Genomic DNA, 18,194 nt, shown 5'->3' on the forward strand with positions numbered 1-18,194 from the left:
ATGACACTGAGACGATATATTCTTGCGGCGGCGTCGGTGCTGCCGGCGCTTCTGGCCTGGAACGGCGCTTCGGCGCAGCATACGCTGGGCTTCATCGCGGGCTACGGCATGGCCAACGGCCGTTTCCAGCCCCAGCAGGAGATGCGCGCCCTGTGGGGCATGTACAGCGGCGGCCTCACGTGGCGCTACTACGGCCGCCAGCGTTTCGTGGGGGGCTTCGGCGTGGACCTCGAATTTCAGCAGTCGGGATTCTCCTTCGCGACCAACTCCTCGCAGGTCGAGGAGAAGAAGGACTACCTCTACTACACGCGCCATGTCAATACGCTCGTGATGCCGGTCGTCTGGCAGCCGCATTTCTACATGATCCGCAACCATGTGCGAGTCTATTTCGAGGCCGCGGCCACCTTCTCCTACAACCTTTCCTCCACCTACGAGAACGAGCAGGCGAAGCGGCGGGGCGAAGCGGACTGGCGGGGCGACTACCGCTTCAAGACGCCGCGCGACAGCCGGTGGGGCTACGGATTGGCCGGCGGCGGCGGCATCGCCTTCCTGATCCGCCGCTACGAACTGAACTTCCGCGTGCGCTACTACTTCGGCTATTCGGACATCGTGCGCAACCGCAACCGCTATGCCGACGGCGGCATCGACGGTCCGGAGAATCCCTTCCCGGCGACGCCGATGCGGTCGCCGCTCGACAACCTGACGATCTCCGTGGGGCTCAACTACCGCTTCAACAAGGAGGGCTTCGAGACCTGGAAACCGCGGCCCAAACGGTCGAAGAACCGCGAAGTGTTCAAATACGAATTGTAAATCGAGACAGCTATGGAAACCACCCGTCAGCAGAAAATCGCCAAACAGATTCAGAAGGACGTGGCCGAAATCTTCCAGAAGGAGGGTGCGGCCGTCGTCCGCGGGTCGCTCGTCACGGTTACGGCCGTGCGCGTGTCGCCCGACTTCGGATACGCCAAAATCTATGTCAGCGTCTTCCCCTTCGAGCGCAGCGCCGGGATGATGAAGACCCTCGAACAGCAGAACTGGTTCATCCGCCGGGCTTTGGGCCAGCGCATCCGCAACCAGTTGAAGAACGTCCCCGAAATCCAGTTTTTCCTCGACGATTCGCTCGAATACATCGAGCATATCGAACAGGCGTTGAAATAGGATGCCTGCCGTCCGCCGCAACCCGTTCCGCCGCTTCCGGCCGTAACCGCTCCAGCCCATGCTCGCACGCCTCTTCGCTCGCCGCTATCTCTTTTCGCCTCACTCCCGGTCGGTGGTCAATCTGATTTCGGGACTGAGCGTCGCGGCCGTTGCGATGCCTGTCGCTGCGATGATCGTCCTGCTGTCGGTCTTCAACGGTTTCGAGTCGCTCGTACGCTCCATGTATTCGGCCTTCGATCCCGACCTGAGCATCACCCCGCGGCAGGGCCGGACCTTCCCCGCCGGGGCGGTCGATACGGCCGCGCTGGCCCGCATCCCGGGTGTCGGGGCCGTCTCCTTCCTGCTGGAGCAGAGTGCGCTGCTCGAGCGCGGCGGACGACAGGCCACCGCCGTCGTGCGGGGTGTGGACGACGCCTACGGGGCGGTCTTCCCGCTCTCCGACGCCGTCGTGACGGGCGCGTGGCGGGTCCGCGAGGGCGACCGGAATTACCTCGTGGTCGGGCAGGCGATGGCCTGGACGCTGGGCGTCCGGTCGCTCGCCGATGCCGACGTGGCGCTCTACGCCGTCCGTCGGGGATCGTTCTCCTCGCTGCTGCCGATCGAGAACTACACGCGCCGCACGGTCCCGGTGGGCGGGATCTTCTCCCTCGACCTGGAGACCGAGCAGAGCTATGTCCTCACCTCGCTGGAGCTGGCGCAGCGCCTTTTCAACTACCCGGACCGCGTTTCCTCGCTGGTCGTCCGGCTCGCTCCCGGGGCGGATGCGGAGCGGGTCCGCCGGGCCGTGGCGGAGGAGGCGGGCGACGGATTCCGCGTCCGCACGCGCGATGAGCTGCGCGCCTCGTTCTACCGCATCATGACCTACGAGAAGTGGGGCATCTTCTTCATCGCCCTGCTGGTGCTCGTCGTGGCCTCCTTCTCGGTGGTGGGGGCGCTGGCCATGCTGATCGTCGAGAAGCGGGACGACATCGCCACGCTCCGCGCCCTGGGGGCCGATCTGGGGCTGGTGCGGTCCGTGTTCCGCGCCGAAGGGCTGCTGATCTGCGCCCTGGGGGCCGCCGCCGGTGTCGTGCTCGGCGTGGGCGCGAGCCTCGTGCAGCAGCATTTCGGTCTGATCGAGATTCCCGCCGAAACCTTTCTTACGAAGAGTTACCCCGTGGAGTTCCGCCCTGCGGACCTCGCGGCCGTGCTGGCGGCCTTCGCCGCCGTCGCGCTGCTGCTGACCGGCATCACGGTGCGGGGCATGATAAAAAACGGAAAACGATGATGAAACGACCTCTCCGCACGGCGCTTCTGGCGCTTCTGGGGCTGCTCGCCGCGGCCTGCGCCCGCCATACGATCATTCCCGACGAGACGCTGGCGATGATCTTCCGCGACGCATTCCTCTCCAACGCCTATATTTCCGAGGAGCGCATCCCGACCGACTCGCTGCGTATCTACGAGCCGATCTTCGCCCGTTACGGCTATACGACCGACGACGTGCACTATACGATCGGCAACTTCTCGAAGCGCAAGAGCGCCCGCCTGAGCGACGTCGTCGAGCGGGCCATCGACCTGCTCGAAGCCGAAGGGAAGGTCTATAACCGCCGGGTGGCCATCCTCGATACGATCGACAACGTGGCCTGCCGGACCTTCACGCGCACCGTGTTCGCCGATTCGCTGCTTCGCGTCGGCTCGCTGCGCGACACGGCGCGGCTGACCTTCTCGATCGACGTCGAGCCGGGCGAGTACCGCATCACGGCGCATTACCTGATCGACTCGCTCGACCGCAACCGGCGGGGCGTGAAGGCGACGGTGTGGCTGGAGAAGGAGGACGGTTCGCGGGCGGGCGTCTATACGACGAGTCTCCGCCGCAACCGCGAGGAGACCTTCACGCGCACGCTGACCGCCGATACCGTCCACCGCCGCCTGCACGTCGATCTGCTGGGGTTCTACGGCCGTCCCGAGCGGCCTTCCATGACAGTCAGCCGGATCCGCATCGACCATACGCCGCCCGCCGCCGAAGCGGTGGAGCGGCTCTACGACAGCCAGTTGAATGTCCGTATCTTCGCCGATGAATTCTTCCGCGCAGCCATGCCGGCGGATAGCCTCTAACCGGCTCTGGACGCCCCGGGGCATCGTCCGCGATCCGCTCGTGGAGGTCGCGGAGGGGGGCCGCATCCTTTCGGTCCGCAGTTGCGGCGAACCCGACCGGCTCCCCGCCACGGAGTTCTACGCCGGACTGCTCGTCCCCGGCTTCCCGTCCGACTGCCGCGCCGTTTTCGAACGCCTCCGCGCCGCCTCCGCCTCCCTTTCCGAACAGTTGCCCGGTCTCGTGCGTTCGGACGGCGTGCTGGTCGTGATTTCGGGTCTCGACTACGATACGCTGCGGCTCACGGCGCAGTCGCGGATCCGGCGGTTGTAGCGTTCCGTCCGCCCGTTTCTCCTCCCGGGCCGTTTCCGTGCCGCCCCTCTCCGTTTGGTCTGTCCGCTCGGCTCCGTCTCTCCGGTCTCTTTCCGGCTCCGTCCTGTGCCGGACGCTTTCCGGATCGCCCGTTCCGTCCGGTTTCCTTTTGCCGTTCCGGCGGTCCGTCGGCCTCCCTCCGGCTCCGCTTTTTCCGGCTTTTCTCATCCGGCCGTTCGTCGCCTCTCTTTTTCAGATTTTTCCGTCCGCGTCCCGCCGTCTTCTCTTTTTCCGTCCTTCTTTTGCCCTTTTCCCCTGCGGTCAGATCGGAAGGTGTTCCTCCACCGTCTGCCGCAGGCGGCTGTTGTCGAGGTGCGTGTAGATTTCGGTCGTCAGGATGCTTTCGTGCCCCAGCATCTCCTGCACCTGCCGGATGCTGGCGCCCCCTTCGAGCAGGTGCGTGGCGAACGAGTGGCGGAACGTGTGGGGCGAGATCCGCTTGTCGATTCCCGCCCGCCGGGCAGCCTCCTTCAGGATCGTGAAGATCATCACCCGCGTCAGCCGCCCGCCGCGGTTGTTCAGGAAGAGCGTCTCCTCGCCGGTCCGCGCGGCGCGGCGCTTTTCGAGGTAGAGCTGGATGCGGTCCCGCGCCGCGGCGCTGATCGGCACGAGCCGCTGTTTGTCGCCCTTGCCGGTCACGCGGATATATCCCTCGCCGAAGAAGAGGTCCTGCATCCGCAGCGACGTGAGCTCCGAGACGCGCAGTCCGCACGAATAGAGGGTCTCCAGCATGGCGCTGTCGCGCAGTCCCTTGGTCGTCGGGGCGTCCGCCGCGGCGACGATGCGGTCGATTTCGTCGGTCGTGAGCACGTCGGGAAGCTGCCGTCCGAACTTGGGCGCGGGGACGAACTCCGCCGGCGACGACTCGATCCGGTCGTTCAGCATGAGGAAGTTGAAGAAGCTCCTTACGCCGCTCAGCGCCCGTGCCTGCGAGGTCTTTTCGCGCCCCCGGTCGTAGAGCCAGGCCATGTAGCGCCGGATCATCGGCTCCTCGACCTTGGCCGGCGCGACGTCGTACATGCGCAGGATGAAGTGCTCGAACTGTCTCAGGTCGCGCATGTACGACTCCACGGTGTTCGCCGACAACCGTTTTTCCAGTTTTATGTAGGTGCGGTAACGCCGTCCGGTCTCTTCCCACTTTTTCGTATTTTCTGCCATTTCGCCCGGTCCGATTCGGAGAATATCGTTAACTTTGTCCGTGCGAAGGTACGAAAATTTTACATAATCATAATTTTTATGGATTACACCGTGCTCAACGTCCCCTGTGCGGACGACGGACAGGCCGAGATTCTGACGGCCGAACTGGCCGACTTTCCGTTCGAGAGTTTCGAGACGGAGGGCGGCGTGCTGAAGGCTTACATCCGGCGGGAAGCGCTGGCCGACTGCAAGGACGGGGTGGATGCCCTGCTGGCGCGCTACGGGACTCCGGGGCGCTATGTCGTCATCGAGACGCAGAACTGGAATGCCTTGTGGGAGAGTAATTTCCCTCCGGTGGACGTCGAGGGGCGCCTGCGCATCCGGGCGCCTTTCCACGAACCGGCCCCGGCCGGGGAGACGGAGGTGGTCCTCATGCCCAAAATGTCTTTCGGCACGGGCCATCACGCGACCACGTGGCTCATGGCCCGCGCCGTGCTGGACCTCGGGGTGGCGGGCCGCACGGGGCTCGACATGGGCAGCGGTACGGGCGTGCTGGCGATCGTCGCCGCGAAGTGCGGCGCCGCGCACGTGGATGCCGTGGACATCGACGACTGGGCCGATGCGAACTGCCGCGAGAATGTCGCCGCCAACGGCGTCGCGGACCGTGTCTCTCCGATGCTGGGCGACGTGCGGCGCATCGCCGGACGGCGTTACGACTTCATTCTGGCGAACATCAACCGCAACATCCTCGCGGCCGACATGCCGGCCTATGCCGCGGCGCTCGCCGCCGGAGGCGATCTGGTGATGAGCGGTTTTCTCGAGGCCGATCTTCCGGCGATCGCCGGCGCTGCCGCGCGCGAGGGGCTGACGCTCGCCGGGAGCGCCTCCCGCGACGGGTGGATGCTGGCGCACGTCCGGCGGCCGTAACCGATTCCGCTTTTCCGATCGTGAAGACCTACAAGGGGCGCGGCATCGTGCTGCATACGCTCAAATACGGCGACTCGTCGATGGTCGTCTATCTGCTCACCGACGTCGGGGGACGGCGCAGCTACATGGTCCAGGGGGTCCGCAGCCGCAGCGGCCGGGGTTCGAAGCTGGCGCTGTTCCAGCCCGTCTTTCCCGTCGAGTTCGAGGGGTTGGAGTCCCCGCGGCAGGAGATGCACCGCTTCCGCGAGGTCCGTGCGGGCTTCGCGCTGCAAAGTCTGCCGTTCGACGTCCGCAAATCGACCATGGCGCTCTTCATGGCCGAGGTGCTGTACCGCCTGGTCCGGGAGTGCGAGCCGAACGAGCCGCTCTTCACCTTCGTCTGGAACTCGGTCGGGGCGCTCGACGCGATGCGGGAGGGGGTGGCGAACTTCCACCTCTGGTTTCTGGCCAACCTGAGCCGTCTGCTGGGCTACCGTCCGGGCAACGACTACACGCCCGGCGCCTGGTTCGACATCCGCGAGGGCGAGTACGCGTCCGTGCGCCCGTCGCATCCAGGGGTCATGTCGCAGGAGTGCGCCCGCCTGCTCGACGAGCTGCTGCACTGCGACGTGCGCCGTCTGGGGACGATTCCGCTCAACCGTGCGCAGCGTTCGGACTTTCTGAACGCCATGCTCGTCTATTTCGGCTACCACCTCGACGCCATCAGCGCCGTGCAGTCGGTCCGCATACTAAAAGAGGTATTCTGACGTTTGAAATAAAAAGGCAAAGGAGGCGATTATGAGAAAGATGTTGCTTGCGGTCCTTGCGCTCGCCGCAGCGCTGACCGCTCCGGCCCAGCAGCCGCCCGAGTTGCGGCGCGAACGTCCCGATTCGACCCGGCTCCGGGAATTGGAATACCCCGATTCGATGACGCACATGCGCTACTGGCGTCCCGACTACGAGACGATGGAGCCGCTCGAAATCCAGCCCGCCGTCTCCATGACCTCGCTCGTGCTCGTTCCGATGAACAACCTTCCTTCGAAGGTGCGGGTCACCGAGAACAATTCGTTGCGGCTGATTCCGCACATCACGCTCTCGAACGGCCAGGCGTGGAACTGGGGCGCGTTCCCCGACTCCTACCTCGATGCGCGGACGCTGTCGTTTCCGATGCCGCGCTGAGGCTATCCGATCCGCAGCGTGAAGGTCACCCGGCTGTCGGTGTTGGCCGTCAGGCGCAGCGAGCCTCCGTGCAGTTGCATGATGCGGCGCGAGACGCTCAGTCCGATGCCCGAGCCGTCGGTCTTGGTCGAAAAGAAGGGCGTGAAGATATTTTCGGTCACTTCGGCGGGGATCGCCCCGCCGTTGTTGCTTATTTCGATCACGACGTGTTCGGCGGCGTCTATGCGCGCCCTGATTTCGATGCGTCCTCCGGGCCTGCCGCCCACCGCCTCGCGGGCGTTCTTGAGCAGATTGACCGCCACCTGTCCCATCAGTGCCTTGTCGGCGTAGATGAGTGTCTCCTGCGGTTCGATGTCCGTCGCGATCTCGATTCCTCCGCCCTCGGCCGCGGTCAGCGCCACCGCCTGCCGCACCAGCTCCCGCACCTCGAACGGCTCCTTCTGCGGTTCGGGGATCCGCGTGAAGCGGCGGAAGCTCTCGACGAAGGCCATGAGTCGCCGGCTCGTCGCCGAGATCGTATCGAGCCCCTGCTCCACGTCCCGGTCGAGCGGCCTCCCGAGGTGGAGCAGCGTGTCGCTGAGCGAGGTGACCGGCGCGAGCGAGTTCATGATTTCGTGTGTCAGAATCCGCGTCAGTTTGCTCCACGACTCGATCTGCATTTCGTTCAGTTCGCTGTTGATGTCGCCCACGGTGACCACCCGCAGCCGCTGTTTCTCGAGCACGATTTCCGAGCAGCCGAGCGTCAGCGCCATCTCTCCGCTCTCCGTGACGCACGTCACGCGGAGCTTCTCCCCGGGGCGGATCGCCGCGAGTGCCCGGCAGGCCTCCGGAGCGGAGGTCTCCAGTTGCCGGATATGGGTCATGCGCTGCATGCCGAAGATGCGCAGCGCCTCGCCGTTGGCCTGATAGACGCTTCCCGTGTCGTTGATCGTGATGAGCCCCGTCTGCGCGCACTCCATGATGAGCTGGTAGTAGCGTTCGCGCTCCTCGGCCCGCATCTTCGCGCGGAGGAGAATCTCCTTGATGCGGTTGAGCGCCGCGTTGAGCATCGCGCTGTCCACCTTCGAGGGATCGTCGTTGAAGCGGAAGGTCAGGTCGTCGTTGTCCACGGCATTGAACATGAACGTCACGCGGCGGATCGAACTGCCGTAGAGGCGCAGCAGGCGGTAGAGCGCCAGCAGCAGGAGCGGCACGAAGAGAATCGCCAGCGGATACCACGGGCTGGTCACCGCCCAGCCCAGCGCCGCGGCCGATCCGGAGAGCAGGGCGGCGTACCCCGCCACGGGTCCGTACGCGATGCCTTCGTGCCGTTTCATAGTCCGTAGCGTTTGATCTTGTTGTAGAGCGTCTGGCGCGTGATGCCCAACTGGCGCGCCACCTCCGTGAGGTTGCCGCCGCAGCGGGCCACGGCCTCGGCGATCATCGCCCGCTCCATCTCTTCGAGTGTCGAGAATCCCGTTTTCGGCGATGTCTCCGCAGGGGCCGGGCGCAGCAGCAGCGTGGCGGGGGCGATCGTGCGTCCGTCGCAGAGGATGACCGCCTTCTCCACGGTGTGCTGCAACTCGCGGATGTTCCCCGCCCACGGGTAGTCGTGCATCTCGCGCACGGCGGCTTCGTCGAACCCCTCGATCGGCTTGTTGTACTTCGCGGCGTAGCGTCCGAGGAACTTTTCGGCCAGCGGCAGGATGTCCTCGCGCCGCTGGCGGAGCGGCGGCAGGTCGATGTGGATGGTGTTGATGCGGTAGAGGAGGTCTTCGCGGAACTCTCCGTCGGCCACCATGCCGAACAGGTCGCGGTTCGTGGCCGATATGAGGCGGATGTCCACCTTCACGGGCGTGTTGCTGCCCAGGCGGACGATCCGTCCGCTCTGGATCGCCGTCAGGAGTTTCGATTGCAGGCGGGGCGGCAGGTTGCCGATCTCGTCGAGGAAGAGCGTGCCGCGGTCGGCCACCTCGAATTTGCCCGCGCGGTCCGTCCGGGCGTCGGTGAAGGCTCCCTTCACGTGGCCGAACAGCTCGCTTTCGAACAGCGTTTCGGGCACGGCGCCCATGTCCACCGGAACCATCAGTTCCCGCCGGCGCGCCGAGCGGTTGTGTATCTCGCGCGCGAGCATCTCCTTGCCCGTGCCGTTCTCGCCCGTGATGAGGATGTTGGCGTCCGTCGCCGCGACCTTCTCCACGATCTCGCGGATGCGCGCCATCGCCGGGCTGCCGCCCCAGAACATGGGCTCCTCCTGTTTCAGCTCGCGTTTGATCTCCTTGAGCTGCTTCACTTCGCGCTGCGAGCGGGCGAGGTTGTAGGCGTTGCGCAGCGCCGCCACGAGGCGTTCGTTGTCCCACGGCTTGACCACGAAATCCACCGCCCCGTCGCGCATGGCCCGCACCGCCAGGTCGATGTCGGCGTAGGCCGTGAAGAGCACCACCTTGACGTCGGGCCGCGTGCGGTGAATTTCCCGCAGCCAGTAGATGCCCTCGTTGCCGGTGTTGATTCCCGCCGTGAAGTTCATGTCGAGCAGCACGACGTCTATCGGCTCCTCGCGCAGCAGCGTCGCCAGCCGGTTGGGCGTCGGCAGCGTCAGCACGCGTGCGAAGTAGTTCCCCATCAGCAACTGTAGTGCCGCGAGGATGCTGCGGTTGTCGTCCACGACGAGCAGTGTTCCCTCTTTTGCCATGTTTTTCGGTCGTTTGGTGTCGTCTCCGCCGTGTCCGGCGATGCTTCCGTATGCGGAAAAATCCCTTTGTACGCCTCTTTTCGAGGATAAAATTAGTTATTTCAGCCGGAAAACGCACCTCCGGTGTCCAGATTTTTTACGCAAGTGTAAAAATATTTTACATTCCGGACAGCGGGCGTGAAATGCAACCGCCTGTCGTTCATCCGTCTATCCGGTTTGGCATCGGGTTGGCAAGTGTTGCGGGCAAAGAGAGAACAGTTGAAAATCCGCATGAAACGAACGGTTTTGATCGCCCTGGCGTCTATTTTATGGACACCCGCTTTACGGACATCCGCCGCCTTCGCGGCCGGACCGTCCGCCGGTATCTCCGCCGGAGTCGTAGCCTCTCCGCTTCCCGCTCTTTCCGGGGCGGCGGGGAACGCGCGCTCCTTTCCGTCCGTCACGGATACGGTGTCCGTGTCCGCCCCCGGTTCTGATTCCGTCGCCGCACCCGCCGCCGCGCCGGTCCCCGACACCGTGTCCGCCCCGGAATCTTCCGCCCCGATGACGCTCGACGCCTGCATGCGCTATGCCGTCGAACACAGTCCCGCCGTCCGCCGGCAGGATTACGCCAACCGCAACTACCGGCAGGATTACATCGCCTCCGTCGCCGCGCTGGTCCCCTCGGTGAACGGTGCGGTCAGCGCCTCCACGAGTTTCGGCCGTTCGGTCGATCCCGAGACCAACACCTACACCGACGTCTCGAATTTCGACAACTCCTATTCCGCTTCGGGACAGATGCCCCTCTTTGCGGGCCTCACGGGGATCAACACCGTCCGCGCCGCGAAGGTGATGCGTCTGCAAGGCGTCGAGGAGCTGCAACTGGCCCGCGACGAAGTCGCGCTCCGGACCATGGAGGCCTATTTCGACGTGGTCTATTATACGGGGAGCGTGCGGCTGGCCCGCGAGCAGCTCGAGACCAGCGCCGCCGAGCTGGCCAAGAGCCGCAAGCTGCTCGAACTGGGGCTTAAAAGCGCCGCCGACGTCGCCGAGGTCGAGTCGCAGTGCGCTTCGGACGACTACCTGGTGACCCAGCAGGAGAACAACCTCGCGCTCGCGGAGATCGCCCTTTCGGAGGCGATGAACTATCCGGCGGACCGTCCGCTGGTCATCGACACCGATATCGCCGTCGGGACTCCCGCCGGCGCGGTTCCCTTCGACGACGTGTTGGCCTACGCCCTCGACAACCATCCCAAGGCGCTGGCCGCCGGTTACGACGTCCGCCATTCGCGTCTGCAATTCTCCGTGGCCAAAGGCAACCTCTATCCCTCGATCTCCGTGGGCGGCGGCTATTCGACCAATTTCTTCATGAACCTCGACGACCGCACGCAGTACGCCGCCTTTCCGGCGCAGTTCCGCGACAACCGCGGCTACTACTTCTCCGCGCAGCTCAGCATCCCGATCTTCGGCGGGCTGTCGCGCCGCACGAGCCTGAACCGCGCCCGCAACAACTGGCGCATCGCCGAGCTGCGCCGCGTCGAGACGCTCCGCGCCCTGCAGAGCGAGATCGCGCAGGCCTACCAGCAGATGCTCGGCTACGGCAAGGAGTTCGTGCAGGCGTCGAAGAAGTCCGACGCCGCGCAGTTGGCCTACGACGCCGTCGCCGGCAAGTACGAACGGGGCATGGTCTCGGCCCTCGACCTCCAGACGGCGGCCGACAAGCTGCTTCAGGCCCGTTCCGAACGGCTCCGCGCCCGCCTCCAGTACATCGTCCGGGTCCGCCTGGTGGAGTACTACAACGGCGAGCCCCTCATCCGCTGAATCCGCTGACGAAAAAACAACCGACATATCATGGACATCCGTATCGAAAAGAAGAAGGGCATCCGCGCCCTGTTCACCAGGCGGGGCCTTCCCTATCTGGCCGGGGCCCTGCTCCTGTTCTTCGTGGTGTGGCTGCTGCTGCGCGACGACTCCTCGACGCTGCGCATCGACGCCCGCACGATTTCCGTGGGCGAAGTCGTGCGCGGCGAGTTCAACGACTACATCCGCGTCACGGGGCAGGTGCAGCCCATCACCACCGTGCAGCTCAGCCCGCTCGAAGCGGGCGTCGTCGAACGGCTCGTGGTCGAGGAGGGCACGACGGTCCGCAAGGGCGACGTGCTCGTGGTGCTGAGCAACACGTCGCTCACGCTCGAGATACTGAACAGCGAGGCCGAACTGGCCGAGAAGCAGAACATCCTGCGCAACACGCTGATTTCGATGGAGCAGGAAAAGCTCGACCTGCGGCTGGACAAGGTGCAGTTGGACCTCGACGTGGAGCGCAAGCGGCGCACGTGGCGCCAGAACGAGGAGCTGTACCGCAACGACCTGATCGCCCGCGAGGAGTGGTTGCAGTCGAAGGAGGACTACGAGCTGGCGGCCAAGAAACGCGAGCTGAACGTCGAGCGTCAGATTCAGGATTCGCTCTACCGCTCCGTGCAGATCGAGCAGATGGAGGAGAACCTCGACAACATGAAACGCAACATGCAGCTCATCCGCGAGCGCATCGGCAACCTGAACGTCAAGTCGCCCATCGACGGCGAGGTGGGGCTGCTGGACGTCGTGCTCGGACAGTCCGTCACTTCGGGGCAGAAGATCGGACAGGTGAACGACCTGTCGGACTACAAGGTCGAGGCGCAGATCGACGAGAGCTACATCGACCGCGTGCGTGCGGGTCTCGACGCCTCGTTCGAACGGCAGGACACGAACTTCACGATGCGCCTCAGGAAGGTCTATCCCGAGGTGCGCGACGGCCGTTTCCGCGCCGACTTCGCCTTCCGGGGACCCCATCCGGACAACATCCGCAGCGGCCAGACCTACTACCTGCACCTCGAGCTGGGGCAGCCCTCCGAAGCGGTCATCATTCCCCGCGGGTCGTTCTACCAGACCACGGGCGGCGCGTGGGTTTACGTCCTTTCGCCCGAAGGCGACCGTGCCTTCAAGCGTCCGGTCCGCATCGGCCGCCAGAATCCGCAGTACTACGAGGTGCTCGACGGCCTGGAGCCGGGCGAGCGGGTGATCGTTTCGGGCTATGAAAACTACGGTGCGAACGACGTGCTGATTCTCAACCGCTGACTCCTTATCCGTCCGCCATGCGTGTCATTCTGAAAAACCTCTTCACGGCGTTGCGCCGCTATCCTGCGGCCGTCGCGCTCAACGTCGCGGGTCTGGCCGTGGCCTTCGCCGCCTTTCTCGTCATCCTGATCGAGGTGCGTTTCGAATACGGGTTCGATACGTGTCACCCCGGCTCCGAACGGATCTTCCGGGTCGAGATGCGCTCTCCGGAGCTGGCCGACTCCTGGTTCACGATGCTGAACTATCCGCTGATTTCCGACCTGGCAGGCTCCTCGGCCCATATCGAGGCGGCTTCGGCGCTGGAGATGCTGGGCCCCGGGCTGGAGCTGGAGGTCCCCGAGCCGAACGGCGAGCGCAGGCTCTTCCGCGAGACGGTGAAGCGGTGCAATTCCTCCTTCGTGCGTGTTCTGGGGCTGCGTCTCACCGAAGGCGACGCCGCCGGACTGAACACCTCCGCGGGGCTGCTGCTGCCCCGGTCGCTGGCGCGGCGCATGTTCGGCGACGAACCGGCCGTGGGGCGGATCGTCCGGATCGGCGGGGAGACCTGCACGGTCTGCGGCGTATATGCGGACCTGCCTGCCAATTCGGTCTTCCCGAACTGGATCTGCCGGGGCGGCTCCGATTCCGATTTCGAGCCCTTCCGGTCGTCCCACAACTACATGTGTTTCATCCGCCTCGATTCGCCGGCCTCGCATGACGAGGTCGCCGCGGAGATGAACCGCCGCATCCGTGCCTTTTACGGCTCGGAGGAGGTCGGCGTGCGGCTGACCTGCGTCCGCGACATCTACTTCGCCCGCGACATCCTCTACGACTTCCCGACCAAGGGCAACCGCCGGATGACCGACATCCTGCTGGCCGTCGCCGTGCTGGTCATCGTCATCGCCTCGATCAACTTCGTCAATTTCGCCTCGGCGCTGGCCCCCGTGCGGATGAAACTCATCAATTTGCAGAAGATTCTGGGCGCCGGCGTCCCGTCGCTGCGCCTCTCGCTGCTGGCCGAGTCCGTCGCCGTCGCGTTTGCCGCCTACCTCGCGGCGCTCTGCCTCGTCGGCTGTCTGGCCGGCACGCCCTTCGCCGGGTATGTCGATGCCGACATGTCCTTCGCGGCGAACCGGCCGCTCGTGGGGTGGTGCGCGCTGGTCGCGCTGGGCGTGGGGCTCGTCGCCGGGCTGTATCCCGCCTTCTACATGACCTCCTTCCGTCCCGTGCTGGCCGTCCGGGGGACGTTCTCTCACTCCGCGGCGGGCCGCCGTTACCGCATGGCGCTCGTCGGCGTGCAGTACGTCATTTCGATCGGGCTGATCGTCGCCGCGCTTTTCGTCGGCCTTCAGAACCGCTACCTGCGCCGCTACCCCACGGGGTACGACCGGAACCGCGTCGTCGTGGTCAGTCTGACGTCCGGGGCGCTCGAGCGGCGCGACGCGCTGGTCGGAGCGCTGAAGTCCCGCGCCGAGATCGAGGAGGTGGCCTTCGCCTTCCAGCGGTTCGGCGCCGAGGAGAACTTCTCCGGCTGGGCGCGCCCCTACCGGGACCTGGGCGACATCTCTTTCCGGGTGCTCGTCGTGACACCCGAATTCCTGCGCGTACTGGGCGTCCGGCCCTCCGAGGGAAGGGACTTCTCCGACGCCGATCCGCTGCGCGAGCAGGGAACCTATATTTTCAACCAGACGGCCCGCCGCAGGTGGGACATGCGCCCCGGCGACTGCATTTCGGAGACACGCCATGTTTCGGGCTGGGGCGAGATCGCGGGGTTCCTGCCCGACGGCTTCCGCGCCTACTCCCGCCACCGGGCCGAGGATCCCTTCGCGCTCTTCGTCCCGGGGACCGTGGGGTGGACGCTTCCGCTCTCCTATTGCTATATCCGCATCGCTCCCGGAGCGGACCTCTCCGCGGCTGTAGAGCACATCCGCAGGTCGCTGCACTCCGTCACGCCGCTCGAACCCGACATCGAGTTCCTCGATACGGCGGTCGATACCCTCTACCGCAAGGATTTCCGCGCCGGCGTGCTCGTCTCGGCGTTCTCCGCGCTGGCGATCTTCGTCTCGCTGATGGGCGTCTTCGGGCTGGTGTTGTTCGAGACCCAGCACCGCCGCAAGGAGATCGGCATTCGCAAGGTCTGCGGCGCTACGTCGGCTTCGGTTCTCCGCATGTTCAACCTGCGTTTCGTGCGGATCGTCCTCGCGAGTTTCCTCGTCGCCGCGCCGCTGGCCCGGTACGGCGTCTCGGTCTGGCTCCGCGGCTTCGTCGATGCCGTGCCGCTGAGTGCGTGGGTCTTCTTCGCGGCCCTTGCGATCGTGCTCGCGATTACCGTCCTCACCGTCACCGTCCGCTCCTGGCGCACGGCCGGCGAAAATCCCGTCGATTCCGTCAAAACCGAATAACCCATGAAAATCGCTTTCAGAAACTTTCTGACGATGCTGCGCCGTTACAAGGCCTCGTCGCTGCTGAATATCGTCGGCCTGACGCTGGCCTTCACGGCTTTCTACATCATTCTGGTCCAGGTGCGCTGGGAGCTGACCTACAACCGGTCGATTCCCGATGCCGACCGCATCTACCTCGTCGAGTTGCAGAGTTGGTACGAACCCGGCTCGTGGCAGTCGTGGATCAACCGGCCCGTTTCCGAACGGGTCATCGCCTCGGCTTCCGGCGTCGAGGCGGGAGGCTGCTCGTGGGGCGGCTTCGGTTCCGGTCTGGTTTGGCGGCAGAACGCCTCGCGGATGGGCTACGACAAGTTCGCGGTCTCCGCGGGCGCGATCTCCGTGCCGCTGCTCGACGTCTTCTCGTTCCGCTCCGTCGAGGGCGACGTGTACGACATGGCCCGTTCCGGCAGCGTCATCGTCTCCCGCCGGACGGCCGAACGGCTGGACGTCGGCGTGGGCGACATGCTTTGGGTAGATACCGAGAATCCTTCGCCGGAGAACGCCCGGGAGATCGTGGCCGTCTTCGAGGATTTTCCCGACAATTCGCTGCTCGCGGAGTGCGAGGTCGCCTACGATCTGGGCGACAGGTGTCTCGACGATCCGTCGGAGTGGAGTTTCAACTATTTCGTCAAGCTGCGCCCCGGGACCGATCCCGGGCAGTTCGTCGCCTTCTGGGACGGGGTGCGCCGCGAAATGAACGCCGAAGCGGCCGCGGACGGCGGATATACCTCGGACGAGCTGCCCGTCCGGCTTTCGTCCCTTCCGCAGCTCTACTTCGAGACCGATGCCCGCGTGCCGTGCGCCCAGGGGTCCGAGGCGACGACCTGGACGCTGCTGGGCATCGCCCTGCTGGTGATCGTGCTCGCCTTCATCAACTTCGTGAACTTCTTCTTCGCGCTGGTTCCCGTCCGCATCCGCACGGTCAATACCTTCAAGGTCTTCGGCGCGTCCGCCTCCTCGCTGCGTTTCGGTTTCGTCTTCGAGGCTGTCGGGCTGGTGGTCGTTTCGCTTTTCGCGGCATGGTATCTGGCCTTCTTCGTCAAGGGTACGGAGTTCGCCAGCTACATCTCCGCGTCGCTCGCTCTTTCGGAGAACCTGCCGGTCGTGGCCGCCGTCGTCGCCGTGGCGCTGGTCATGGCGTTGTCCGCGAGCCTCTATCCGGCGTGGTACATCACCTCGTTCGCTCCGGCGCTGGTCGTCAAGGGCTCCTTCTCGGGGACCGCGGGCGGGCGTTTGCTGCGCACGGTGCTGCTGGGGGTCCAGTTCACGATCGCCGTCGGGCTGATCGTCGCCACGGGCTTCATCCGTCTGCAACACGATTACATGATGAATCACGACATGGGATTCGACAAGCGCGACCTCGTGGCCGTCCGGTTGTCCAATACCGCCGCCAGGAGTTACGACGTCCTGCGCGACAGGCTTCTCTCCGATCCCCGCATCCTCGACGTCACGGGGGCCGAGGGACGGCTGGTCAATGTGAGCCGCATGGGCTGGAGCCGGGAGTTCAAGGGCAGGCAGGTCAGCTTCCAGGCCTATATCGTGAAGTGGAACTTCCTCCGCATGATGGGCATTCCCGTCACCGACGGCCGCGACTTCCTCGATTCCGACGACCGCAAGCCGGTCGGCTCGCTGATCTGCAACGAGGCGGCACGCCGCGAGTTCGACCTGCATCTGGGCGATCCGATCGGCGGCTTCTGCGACGACGACCCCATCGTGGGTTTCTGCGCCGACTTCAATTTCAAGCCTTTGCAGTATGGTGTCGCGCCCTTCGTCTTCTACGTCCTGCCCGAGGAGATGTCGCAGCTCTCGGGCGGCCGTTCGGCACGGGTGCTCTACGTCCGCCATGCGCCGGATGCCGACATCGCTTCGGTGACCGAGTGGATTCGCCGCTGCATCGTCGAGACGGACCCGCGCCTGACGCCGGGCGAGTTGCAGGTCCGCACCTTCGGGGAGGAGCTGGGGGCCGAGTACGGCAAGGAGCGTCGTCTCTCGACCGTGGTCGGGCTGTTCACGCTGCTGTCCGTGGTCATCGCGCTGATGGGCGTCTTCGGGATCGTGCTCTTCGAGACGCAGCGCCGGCGGCGGGAGATCGCCATCCGGAAGGTGATGGGCGCCACGACGGGCGAGGTGCTCCGCATGTTCAACCGGCGTTACGCCGCGATGGTGCTCGTCTGCTTCGCCGTGGCGGCTCCGCTGAGCGCGTGGGCCGTCTCGCGGTGGCTCTCGACGTTCGCCTACCGTGTGCCGATGCACTGGTGGGTCTTCGCTGCGGCGTTGCTGGCCGTGCTGGCCGTGACGGTGCTGACGGTCACCGTCCGTTCGTGGCGCGCCGCCTCGGAGAATCCCGCCGATTCGGTCAAGTCCGAATGATACCGAAACCGACAACGATTCATTAATCTTAAAAAACATTTAGTCATGTCAATGCTGAAAGTCGAGAACCTCCGCAAGGTCTTCCGGACCGAGGAGATCGAAACCATCGCCCTGAACGGCGTGTCGTTCGACGTGGACGAGGGCGAGTTCGTCGCCGTCATGGGGCCTTCGGGATGCGGCAAGTCCACGCTGCTCAATATTCTGGGCCTGCTGGACAATCCCACTTCCGGGAGCTACTCCCTGCTGGGGCAGGAGGTCGCCGCCTTCCGGGAGAGGGACCGCACGAAGTTCCGCAAGGGCAATATCGGCTTCGTCTTCCAGTCGTTCAACCTGATCGACGAGCTGAACGTCTTCGAGAACGTCGAGCTGCCGCTGATCTACATGCGCGTGAAGGCCGCCGAGCGCAAGCGCCGCGTGAACGAGATCCTGGGCCGCATGAACATTTCGCACCGTGCCGAGCACTTTCCGCAGCAGCTTTCGGGCGGTCAGCAGCAGCGCGTGGCCATCGCCCGCGCCGTGGTGTCGAATCCCAAGCTGATCCTGGCCGACGAGCCTACGGGCAACCTCGATTCGAAGAACGGCCGCGAGGTGATGGAACTGCTCTCGGAGCTCAACCGCGAGGGCACGACGGTTATCATGGTGACCCACTCGCAGTACGATTCGACCTTCGCGCACCGCGTGCTGCACCTGTTCGACGGCGAACTGGTCAAGGACCTCGCGAACCGCATGTGACCGGCGTTCCCGCCGCCGTCTGCCGATGCCGTACGGAAGTCCCCGGGCGGGAAGGGCAAGCGAAACCCGGCGGACCTTTGCGGTC

At 65.1% G+C, this 18,194-nt stretch carries 16 protein-coding genes; 13 read left to right on the forward strand and 3 right to left on the reverse strand.

All coding sequences use genetic code 11. The features are described 5' to 3' along the window. From KB554_RS09390 to KB554_RS09410, 5 genes are read left to right on the forward strand one after another with little or no spacing between them, the layout of a single operon-like run. Entirely contained in the window at window positions 1-810 is an 810-nt protein-coding gene (locus KB554_RS09390; RefSeq protein ID WP_141428280.1) for an outer membrane beta-barrel protein, read from the forward strand. A 12-nt stretch (window positions 811-822) separates the two neighbouring features. Beyond that, complete coding sequence (gene rbfA, locus KB554_RS09395; protein WP_141428279.1) at window positions 823-1,158, forward strand: 30S ribosome-binding factor RbfA; 336 nt, start codon at window positions 823-825, stop codon at window positions 1,156-1,158. A gap of 58 nt (window positions 1,159-1,216) precedes the next feature. Next, entirely contained in the window at window positions 1,217-2,425 is a 1,209-nt protein-coding gene (locus KB554_RS09400) for an ABC transporter permease (RefSeq protein WP_211035763.1), read from the forward strand. After that, the gene (locus tag KB554_RS09405; protein ID WP_348771869.1) at window positions 2,422-3,252 is read left to right on the forward strand and encodes a DUF4296 domain-containing protein; all 831 of its coding nucleotides are present in this window, start codon (window positions 2,422-2,424) and stop codon (window positions 3,250-3,252) included. The genes KB554_RS09400 and KB554_RS09405 overlap by 4 nt, the downstream gene beginning before the upstream one ends. Then, the gene (locus tag KB554_RS09410; protein WP_141428276.1) at window positions 3,212-3,562 is read left to right on the forward strand and encodes a cytosine deaminase; all 351 of its coding nucleotides are present in this window, start codon (window positions 3,212-3,214) and stop codon (window positions 3,560-3,562) included. Before KB554_RS09405 ends, KB554_RS09410 begins: the two co-directional genes overlap by 41 nt. A 300-nt stretch (window positions 3,563-3,862) precedes the next feature. On the opposite strand, the gene xerD is transcribed toward KB554_RS09410, so the two are convergent. Continuing rightward, complete coding sequence (gene xerD, locus KB554_RS09415; RefSeq protein WP_211035764.1) at window positions 3,863-4,759, reverse strand: site-specific tyrosine recombinase XerD; 897 nt, start codon at window positions 4,757-4,759, stop codon at window positions 3,863-3,865. A gap of 78 nt (window positions 4,760-4,837) precedes the next feature. On the opposite strand from xerD, the gene prmA reads away from it, so the two are divergent. The 3 genes from prmA to KB554_RS09430 are packed head-to-tail and all read left to right on the forward strand — an operon-like array spanning window position 4,838 to window position 6,823. Next, window positions 4,838-5,665: a 50S ribosomal protein L11 methyltransferase gene (gene prmA, locus KB554_RS09420; protein WP_141428274.1), complete on the forward strand. Its 828-nt coding sequence runs from the start codon at window positions 4,838-4,840 to the stop codon at window positions 5,663-5,665. 20 nt (window positions 5,666-5,685) lie between these two features. Continuing rightward, the gene (locus KB554_RS09425) at window positions 5,686-6,411 is read left to right on the forward strand and encodes a DNA repair protein RecO (protein ID WP_141428273.1); all 726 of its coding nucleotides are present in this window, start codon (window positions 5,686-5,688) and stop codon (window positions 6,409-6,411) included. 31 nt (window positions 6,412-6,442) lie between these two features. Continuing rightward, the gene (locus KB554_RS09430; RefSeq protein WP_232522945.1) at window positions 6,443-6,823 is read left to right on the forward strand and encodes a hypothetical protein; all 381 of its coding nucleotides are present in this window, start codon (window positions 6,443-6,445) and stop codon (window positions 6,821-6,823) included. Between the two features lie 2 nt (window positions 6,824-6,825). Here KB554_RS09430 and KB554_RS09435 read toward each other — a convergent pair whose 3' ends face one another. Beyond that, window positions 6,826-8,139, reverse strand: coding sequence for an ATP-binding protein (locus KB554_RS09435; RefSeq protein WP_211035765.1), 1,314 nt, complete (start codon window positions 8,137-8,139; stop codon window positions 6,826-6,828). After that, complete coding sequence (locus KB554_RS09440; RefSeq protein WP_211035766.1) at window positions 8,136-9,494, reverse strand: sigma-54 dependent transcriptional regulator; 1,359 nt, start codon at window positions 9,492-9,494, stop codon at window positions 8,136-8,138. The genes KB554_RS09435 and KB554_RS09440 overlap by 4 nt, the downstream gene beginning before the upstream one ends. Window positions 9,495-10,037: 543 nt before the next feature. On the opposite strand from KB554_RS09440, the gene KB554_RS09445 reads away from it, so the two are divergent. The 5 genes from KB554_RS09445 to KB554_RS09465 are packed head-to-tail and all read left to right on the forward strand — an operon-like array spanning window position 10,038 to window position 18,109. After that, window positions 10,038-11,294 carry a TolC family protein gene (locus KB554_RS09445; RefSeq protein WP_242116268.1) on the forward strand — a complete coding sequence of 419 codons (1,257 nt, stop codon included), beginning with the start codon at window positions 10,038-10,040 and terminating at the stop codon, window positions 11,292-11,294. Window positions 11,295-11,324: 30 nt separating this feature from the next. After that, on the forward strand, window positions 11,325-12,587 hold the full coding sequence (locus KB554_RS09450) for an efflux RND transporter periplasmic adaptor subunit (RefSeq protein WP_211035768.1): 1,263 nt from the start codon (window positions 11,325-11,327) through the stop codon (window positions 12,585-12,587). A gap of 17 nt (window positions 12,588-12,604) precedes the next feature. Further along, complete coding sequence (locus KB554_RS09455) at window positions 12,605-14,968, forward strand: ABC transporter permease (RefSeq protein ID WP_211035769.1); 2,364 nt, start codon at window positions 12,605-12,607, stop codon at window positions 14,966-14,968. A 3-nt stretch (window positions 14,969-14,971) separates the two neighbouring features. Then, window positions 14,972-17,377, forward strand: coding sequence for an FtsX-like permease family protein (locus tag KB554_RS09460; protein ID WP_211035770.1), 2,406 nt, complete (start codon window positions 14,972-14,974; stop codon window positions 17,375-17,377). Between the two features lie 51 nt (window positions 17,378-17,428). Then, window positions 17,429-18,109, forward strand: coding sequence for an ABC transporter ATP-binding protein (locus KB554_RS09465; protein ID WP_141429959.1), 681 nt, complete (start codon window positions 17,429-17,431; stop codon window positions 18,107-18,109). Window positions 18,110-18,194 lie beyond the last annotated feature (85 nt).

Source organism: Alistipes sp. Marseille-P2263, from assembly GCF_018101075.1.
In the GTDB taxonomy this organism is placed as follows: Bacteria; Bacteroidota; Bacteroidia; order Bacteroidales; family Rikenellaceae; genus Alistipes; species Alistipes dispar.